Annotated in this window: 8 protein-coding genes; 1 reads left to right on the top strand and 7 read right to left on the bottom strand. The window is 69.1% G+C overall.

Annotation, left to right across the window (positions count from 1 at the left end):
- Nucleotides 1–186: 186 nt before the first annotated feature.
- The 7 genes from ACFPIJ_RS56145 to ACFPIJ_RS56175 form a co-directional block, all read right to left on the bottom strand.
- A complete protein-coding gene (locus ACFPIJ_RS56145) occupies nt 187–1,158 on the bottom strand; it encodes an aldo/keto reductase (RefSeq protein WP_380127776.1) in 972 nt (323 codons plus the stop codon).
- Nucleotides 1,159–1,267: 109 nt separating this feature from the next.
- A complete protein-coding gene (locus tag ACFPIJ_RS56150) occupies nt 1,268–1,972 on the bottom strand; it encodes a hypothetical protein (protein WP_380127777.1) in 705 nt (234 codons plus the stop codon).
- Between the two features lie 236 nt (nt 1,973–2,208).
- Nucleotides 2,209–3,258, bottom strand: coding sequence for an FAD:protein FMN transferase (locus ACFPIJ_RS56155; protein WP_380127778.1), 1,050 nt, complete (start codon nt 3,256–3,258; stop codon nt 2,209–2,211).
- Nucleotides 3,259–3,462: 204 nt separating this feature from the next.
- A complete protein-coding gene (locus tag ACFPIJ_RS56160; protein WP_380127783.1) occupies nt 3,463–3,624 on the bottom strand; it encodes a hypothetical protein in 162 nt (53 codons plus the stop codon).
- A 186-nt stretch (nt 3,625–3,810) separates the two neighbouring features.
- Complete coding sequence (locus tag ACFPIJ_RS56165; protein ID WP_380127779.1) at nt 3,811–4,326, bottom strand: FMN-binding protein; 516 nt, start codon at nt 4,324–4,326, stop codon at nt 3,811–3,813.
- 31 nt (nt 4,327–4,357) lie between these two features.
- Nucleotides 4,358–5,749 carry a ferredoxin reductase family protein gene (locus ACFPIJ_RS56170; RefSeq protein WP_380127780.1) on the bottom strand — a complete coding sequence of 464 codons (1,392 nt, stop codon included), beginning with the start codon at nt 5,747–5,749 and terminating at the stop codon, nt 4,358–4,360.
- A gap of 11 nt (nt 5,750–5,760) precedes the next feature.
- Nucleotides 5,761–6,252 carry a DUF2231 domain-containing protein gene (locus tag ACFPIJ_RS56175; RefSeq protein ID WP_380127781.1) on the bottom strand — a complete coding sequence of 164 codons (492 nt, stop codon included), beginning with the start codon at nt 6,250–6,252 and terminating at the stop codon, nt 5,761–5,763.
- A gap of 107 nt (nt 6,253–6,359) precedes the next feature.
- On the opposite strand from ACFPIJ_RS56175, the gene ACFPIJ_RS56180 reads away from it, so the two are divergent.
- Nucleotides 6,360–6,587 carry a hypothetical protein gene (locus tag ACFPIJ_RS56180; protein ID WP_380127782.1) on the top strand — a complete coding sequence of 76 codons (228 nt, stop codon included), beginning with the start codon at nt 6,360–6,362 and terminating at the stop codon, nt 6,585–6,587.
- Nucleotides 6,588–6,762: the final 175 nt, after the last annotated feature.

Here is a 6,762-nt window from a genome sequence, read left to right on the forward strand (position 1 = left end):
AACCAAAACCAACCAACAGCCGCCCGACCCAGGGGTTGACACAGGGCAACTCAAGTCTGCCTGGATCTTGCCCACGCATGACGCACCGGCCCCGGCCGGCCCGCAGCACCGCTTTCCTCGAGATCAAGACGGTCTGCCTCTGACTGGCGGTTGCCTCGCCATGCCCGGCCAGGGGACCAGTGACGCTCAGGCCGGCTGGTAGAAGTTGCGTTCCCAACGGTGCCTGGCCAGCACTCCCAGCTGCTCGCCGGACAGCGTCCGGCCGTCGCTGACGGCGGCGTTGCGCTCGACGTTGCGGACACTGCGCATCCCGGCGATGACGGTGGAGACCGCCGGGGCCGCCAGCACGAAGCGCAACGCCGCTTCCGCGACGTCGTCAGCTCCGATGTCCAGATCGGCGACGAGGGCGTCGACACGCTGCTCAACCTGTGCCCTGCGGTCGCCGCCGAAGTACCGGTTGCGGAAGTCGCCCTCCGGGAAGGTGGTGTCAGCACGGAGCTGCCCGGTCAGGCCGCCTTCGTCCAGCGCCACCCGCACGATAACCCCGACGTCGTGCTGCTCGCACGCCGGCAGCAGCCGCTCCTGCGGTTGCTGGTGGAACACGTTGTAGATCACCTGCAAGGTGTCAACCTGACCGCTACGCACCAGCTCCAGGGCGTTGTCAGGCTCGTAGTCGTTAATGGACACCCCGAAGAAGCGAATCTTGCCTTCCTGCTTGAGCGCCGCGATCGTCTCCAGCCAGTCACCCCGGCCGACCCACTCGTCGCTCCAGACGTGAAACTGCAGCACGTCGAAGGCGTCGAGCCCGGCCGCACGCAAGCTGGTCTCCACGCTGTCGCGGATGTGCTCGCCCGGGAACGTCTCCGCGGGGTCCACGCCGGCCGGCGCCGGCCATATGCCATTCCTGGGCGGCACCTTGGTCGCCACGTAGAGGTGCTCGCCCGGGTGGTCCCGTACGACCCGGCCGACGATCCGCTCGCTCTCGCCATACCCGCGGGCGGTATCGATGAAGTTGACGCCGAGCTCGATCGCCCGGTGCAGGGCGCGTACCGACTCGTCCTCCCGCGCGCCCACCCACGCCGACCCGCCGATGCCCCAGGCGCCGTAGCCGATCTCGGAAACGGACAGGCCGGTCCGGCCAAGCTGACGGTACTGCATACGTCGCTCCTCACAACCGCTGCTGCTGTCGCCGGTGGCGCCGGGTCGCGGCCCCCTGACCAGGCAGCATCGCACATCGCCGCCCGTCGACACCGAATGGATGTCGGCTCTACAGTCCGGCGGAGAAGGCGTAGGTCGAGGGCGGGTCGGGCTGCTGTGCTGGGGTGCTGTAGACGATCGCGATCTCGTCGTGTGCGCGCAGGATGATGCCGGCCGGATCGCCCTGGTACGGCTTGCCGTTGACGTACGACTGCAGCACCTTGCCGTCGCCGGCCTTGAGCCCGCCGATCTGGTTGGCCGAAAGCGTCACCTGCCACTCGGTGAACAGCTGCCCCAGGCTGAAATCGGCCTGCGCCGGCGACTCGACGTGGAGCACACCAGTGGTGTCGTGGGTGTGCAGCGGACTGAGCCGGCCGGTGGACCGGTCGATGCCGATGTCCGCCGGCACGACGACCGGCTGCCCGTTGACGATGACGTCGAGATGTGCGTGGATGTGCTCGACGGTACCTTCCGTGGTCAGCATGGGCAGCGCCGCGGCGCGTACCTGGGCGGTGGTGTCCGCCGGCAGCGACCACGGCGGCTGGTCGGTGCGGCCCTGGGCGGTGGCGAGCGGGGTGGCCGGAATCGCCGGGGAAGCCGCCACCCTGCCCGGTTGGTGGAAGGCGACCACCAGGACCACGGCGAGCACAATGGCCGCGACAAAGCCGGTCATGGCGCCGGTGAACAGCCACCGTCGCCTACGCTCCTGCCGCCGCATTCGCTCCATGGCCTTGCGGGCCGCGGCGGCGCGTGCCTTCCGGCTGTCACGCGGCATGGTATTGCAGTCCTCTCTACGTATCTCACGGCGGCATCCCGTCGGTGCCCGGCCACGTACGAGCCGGTCGGCCGGCACGGCTCACTCAACGATGCGCGGCGTGCTTGCGAGAACCCAGGGAATCCTCCCGAAGAGTTCGCTGAGCGCCAGGGCACCCAATGCCACGACAGGGGTCGCTCGTCGACCTGGCGGGCGCCGCGGAGCGGTGCGCGTCACCATCCGTCATCGTCCGGGCTCTACCTCGTCGTCCAGCAACCCGCTTCGTGTGCCGGCCAGCGGCCAACGGTGATCACCTCGCCGTTCGCGGCGACCAGCCGGGCGGATGCGCCGAGCCGGTGAAGCCAGCCGGTTGCGGCGTGACCGCGCATCATCGCCGACATGCTCAGGGCCTTGGCGTGGGTGCAGGGGAACGCCGCGACCGACACGGAGCGCCACACCGATACCGTCACCCGGCTGGTGCTCGGATGGAAGGTGTAGCCCGCAGGCTTGCCGCCGCCGCCCGGCCACCGGTGGCCGACGGACCTGGCCACGGCAAACGGGGTGGGCCCAACTTCGGCCGGAATATTCGGTCCGGCTTCGCCCGTCCGGAGCAGCGTTTCCCAACCGGCGGACGGAGGCTGCCCGGCGCAGGCGACATCGCCACCGATGTCAACCCGTACTCCGACGTTGAACCGTCGATGAATCAACCGCGCACAGCGGTCGACAGCGTGGGCCGCAGCCATGGCGCTCAGGTCAAGCAGCGCTCCGGCCGGCACGGTGAGGCGTCGTCCGTCTCGGCGGATCCTGCGCCAGCCCGGCACCGAGGGCGAGTGCAGATCTGCCGTGCCTATGCGTGGCCGCATCCAGAGCAGGTCCCCATCGCGCTCTTGCAGCACATCGTCATAGAGGGGGTCATAGAGGGGGTCGAGGTCACCGTCGCTGATCACCGCCGCCCGGATCGACACTGCCACCAGTTCCGCCAGCAGAGGACTGACACGTACCTGTCGCCCTCGCGCTTGCTGCAACATGCGCACCTCGGAATCGGGCCGGAACGGGTTACATGCGTCATCGATGGCCGCCACCTGGTCGATGACCAGTCTCTGCGCGTCAGCGAGCTGGTCCCGTGAGGTGACGACCAGCTGCAGAGTCGTGTTCCACACCGGCCACTGGGCGCCCGACCGTTCGAGGCGCAGTACGTGAGCCTTTGCGGCACCGGTCGAACGTGCATGCGGCCGCTTCCGCGCGGTAGCGTTGTCTCTCACTGTGGCGGATCGCCTGCTACCTTGATCCATCTCGTCCTCCATCATTGGTTGGCCGTCATCGGGGGCCTTTGGATGGCGGTCGCCGCCGTGTCCTGGATCCCATGCTGGGTAGGCAACGTATTCGTGGGCTGTGCGCCACCTGAGGAAGACCTGTTCGACTGCAAGACTCATTCGGTCGGGAGCCGTGTGGTTGCCACCATGGTGATAAGGCCCTCGTGCCGGTGGAATGACTGGCCTTCTTCGCGGACCTCAGGCGTAGATCATGACCATGAGGATGGCGCCGATGGCCAGCGGAGCGAGCGGTGACCCGATGCGCACGCTCGCGCCGACCGTGAACACCAGGAAGAACGTACCGATCAGTTCGGTGACGTAAGCGGCGTACCCAAGCGGTCCGACCGCGGACCCGAACACCAGGTCGACACGTTCGCCGATCCCACAACGCAACGCCGCCCTGGCAGCTCGATGACCCCGCTGGACACGGCATTGAAGCGGTTCGCCCGATGCGCGACGAGATCAAGCGCCGCGTCGAACACCTGCTCACCGAACTGTCCGTCACCGCCGGCACTTGCTCCCCCGAGCCGCGACCCGATCCTGTAGTTAGCGGGTGTGTGCGGCGTCGAGCGCGGCCTGCAGCGACTTGATGTAGCCCTCGCTGGTGTACGTGGCGCCGGACACGACGTCGATGTTCGCGCTCTGGGCTGCGAGGGCCTCGTCGTGCAGTTGCGGTACGGCGTAGGCGTTGATCTCGTCGTCGCGGCGTCTGCCGCTGGTCAGCTGGAGCGGCACGACGTCGGTGATCTTGCCGTTGCTGATGTGGACTTGGACCTGGACCGGGCCGTACCGCGTCTGGATCACCGTGCCGTTGACGACGAGCGAGCCGCCGGCTCGCTGTGGTGCGGTACTGGCGCCGGGGGCCGATGCGGCCGTCCCGGCCGGGTTACCCGGGCCGGGCTCCGTTGGGCCGGTCGGCGCCGGACCGGAGACGATACCGGGCGGGTTGGCGGCCGCGACCGACGCCGGCGACGGGGTGGCGCCCATGGTGCTGGTGCGGTAGCTGAACAGCAGGACCAGGGTGGCGATGGTCGCCACGATCCACAGCGTGATGCGGCGCACCGTCAACGTCCTCCGATGTGATGACCTGGGTTCACCAGGCGAACCGTTCGAGATGAATGCGTTCGTCCGGGACTCCCGCGCGGCGGACGGCGGACTCGGCGAGGCCCATCCAGTCGTCCGGTCCACACAGGTACACGTCGCGCCGCTCGATGTCGGGCACCAAGTCTCCGAGCAGTTGCTCGTCCGGCGGACACCCGGCGGGCAGCCAGGATCGGCGGGCGGGGCGGGGGCCGAGCAGATACCACACCTGCACGCCCCGGCGGGCGGCGAACTCATCAAGTTCGGCGCGGAAAATGAGGTCCGCTTCGCTACGCGCCCGGTACAGCAGCACGGTCTGCGAAGGCGGGAGTTCGTCGAGCAGGGCCCGCAGCGGAGTGATCCCGATACCGCAGGCCAGCAGCGCGACGCCACGGCTACGACGGCGCGCCGCGACCAGTTGGCCGTACGGGCCTTCGATGATGACCTTCGTCCCCGGGCGCAGCGTGGCCAGCCGGGCGCTGCCATCACCAGTCGCCTTCACGGTGATCCGTAGCCGATCGCGCCGAGGGGCGGCGGACAGCGAGTAGGGGTGGCCGCGCGACCAGCCCGGGCCGTCGAGGAACCGCCACAGGAAGAACTGGCCTGCCCGTACCGGCAGGCGGTCCAGGTTGCGGCCGTGTAGGTACACCGATACCACGCCAGGACCTTCGCTCACGATCCGCTGGACCACGATGCGGTGGTACAGGCTGCGCCAGGCCGGCTGCCCGAGACGGAAGGCCAGGACGCTCCCCGCCGCCACGCCGTAGGCGGTCCACCAGTAGGCCTGGGCCAGCCCGGAGGACACGAAGTCCGCGCCGGTCCACAGCTCGTGCGGCAGCGACAGGCCCACCCCGAGATAGGCGTACAGATGCAGCAGGTGCCAGGACTCGTAGCGCAGGCGCCGCCGGGCCGTGCGGATCGAGGTCACGACGACCAACACGAGCGCGGCGGTGCCGGCGGTCGCTAGCAGCATGCCCGGGTACGTGGCGACCAAGTCCCAGGCCTGCGCGACGATGTCCATGTGGCCGGTGCCGGCGTAGCCGGCGGTGATGAGCACGATATGGGCCAGCATCAGGTTGAACGACGTGAACCCGACCAGCCGGTGCCGGTGGGCCAGGCGGTCCTGGCCGTAGGTGCGCTCGATCCACGGCACCCGTGCCATCAGCAGGACCTGGACCAGCAGCAGGTCGGCCGACACCAGGCCGGCCAGCCGCCCGGCCGAGGTCAGCGCCGAGGCGACGCCGCCCAGTCGCTGCACACCGCCACCGTGGATCCACAACGCGACGACGACCAGCATCGTCAACGCCGCGGACGCGCCGATCGCGTCGGGCCACCAGCTACCCGCCGTCGTACGCGCAGCTGCGGCTGGCCGGTGCCGCGACCGCCTGACGGTCGTCGTGGGCATCGCTGCTACCTTCAGTGCCTCGTGGCGCGCGTGGCGCTGCCCACGTTGCTCCACGCAGCTCGGGCGCCCGAGTCGCCCACCCGGTACACCTGCACCAGATCGGCGACCGCGAGGACGACCGCCAGGATCGAGACCGTCGCCGTGACGACCGGCCGGCCGGCACGCGGCGACGCGGGGTCTGCCGCGGCGGACCGTCGGCGTCTCCACACAAGCACCACCGCCACCGCCAGGAGCGGCAGCGCGAACCACAGCAGCGTGTCACCGAGTTCGGCGTGCAGGCCGGGGTTGCCGACGCGGGCCTCCAGGCGATCGCCGCTCGCGGTCGCCAGCGGGATCGTGACGACGGCGAGGGCCGCCGTGGCGACGACCACGCTGCCGAACCGGGCCAGCCAAGCGGACCGGACGGCGGTAGCGACCACACCGAGGGCGGCCAGCGGCAGCAACACGACGACAGCGTGTACGACCAATGGATGCACCGGCACACCGTTGATGGTGTCGAGCACACGTTCTCCTAGCCAGGCGAGGATGGGCGCGGATGCCGCGCGTCCAGGTACCCACGATGCCAGCCGGATCTTGGAGAATTCTTAGCCCAGCGTGTCACTATCGGCGGGTGACAGAACCGACGCCACCTGCGGTTGCGGTTGTCGGCCAGCCCCGGCTGCTGCTGGTCGAAGACGATCCGCAGCTGTCGGAGATGCTCGTCGACCTGCTGGGCAAGGCAGGCCACGCCGTTGACCACGCGCCGGACGGGCAGGCCGGCCTGCATCTCGGCCTGAGCCTGTGGGTGCCGAAAACCCCATCCATGCGCTGTGACCTGCCGGTTCTCGGATATGGCTGAAGTCTGCGAGACGGAGTAAGCCAGGATGGTCCATCGTGCTGCTGCGACTGCCCTACCTGGCGCTCACGAGCGTGTTCACCCTCATACGGCTCATACCCGTGACCGATTCGGATAAGAACGTCGAGATTCTGACGCTGCGCCACCAACTCGCCATCCTGCAGCGCCAGATCGACAA

The sequence above is a fragment of the Dactylosporangium cerinum genome, from assembly GCF_042653625.1.
In the GTDB taxonomy this organism is placed as follows: domain Bacteria; phylum Actinomycetota; class Actinomycetes; order Mycobacteriales; family Micromonosporaceae; genus Dactylosporangium; species Dactylosporangium cerinum.

What these genes read in the sequence shown, in the direction of transcription:
- ACFPIJ_RS56150 (WP_380127777.1), bottom strand. Translation starts at nt 1,972, where the DNA reads ATGCCGCGTGACAGCCGGAAGGCACGCGCCGCCGCGGCCCGCAAGGCC.
- ACFPIJ_RS56145 (WP_380127776.1), bottom strand. Translation starts at nt 1,158, where the DNA reads ATGCAGTACCGTCAGCTTGGCCGGACCGGCCTGTCCGTTTCCGAGATC.
- ACFPIJ_RS56155 (WP_380127778.1), bottom strand. Translation starts at nt 3,258, where the DNA reads ATGATGGAGGACGAGATGGATCAAGGTAGCAGGCGATCCGCCACAGTG.
- ACFPIJ_RS56170 (WP_380127780.1), bottom strand. Translation starts at nt 5,749, where the DNA reads ATGCCCACGACGACCGTCAGGCGGTCGCGGCACCGGCCAGCCGCAGCT.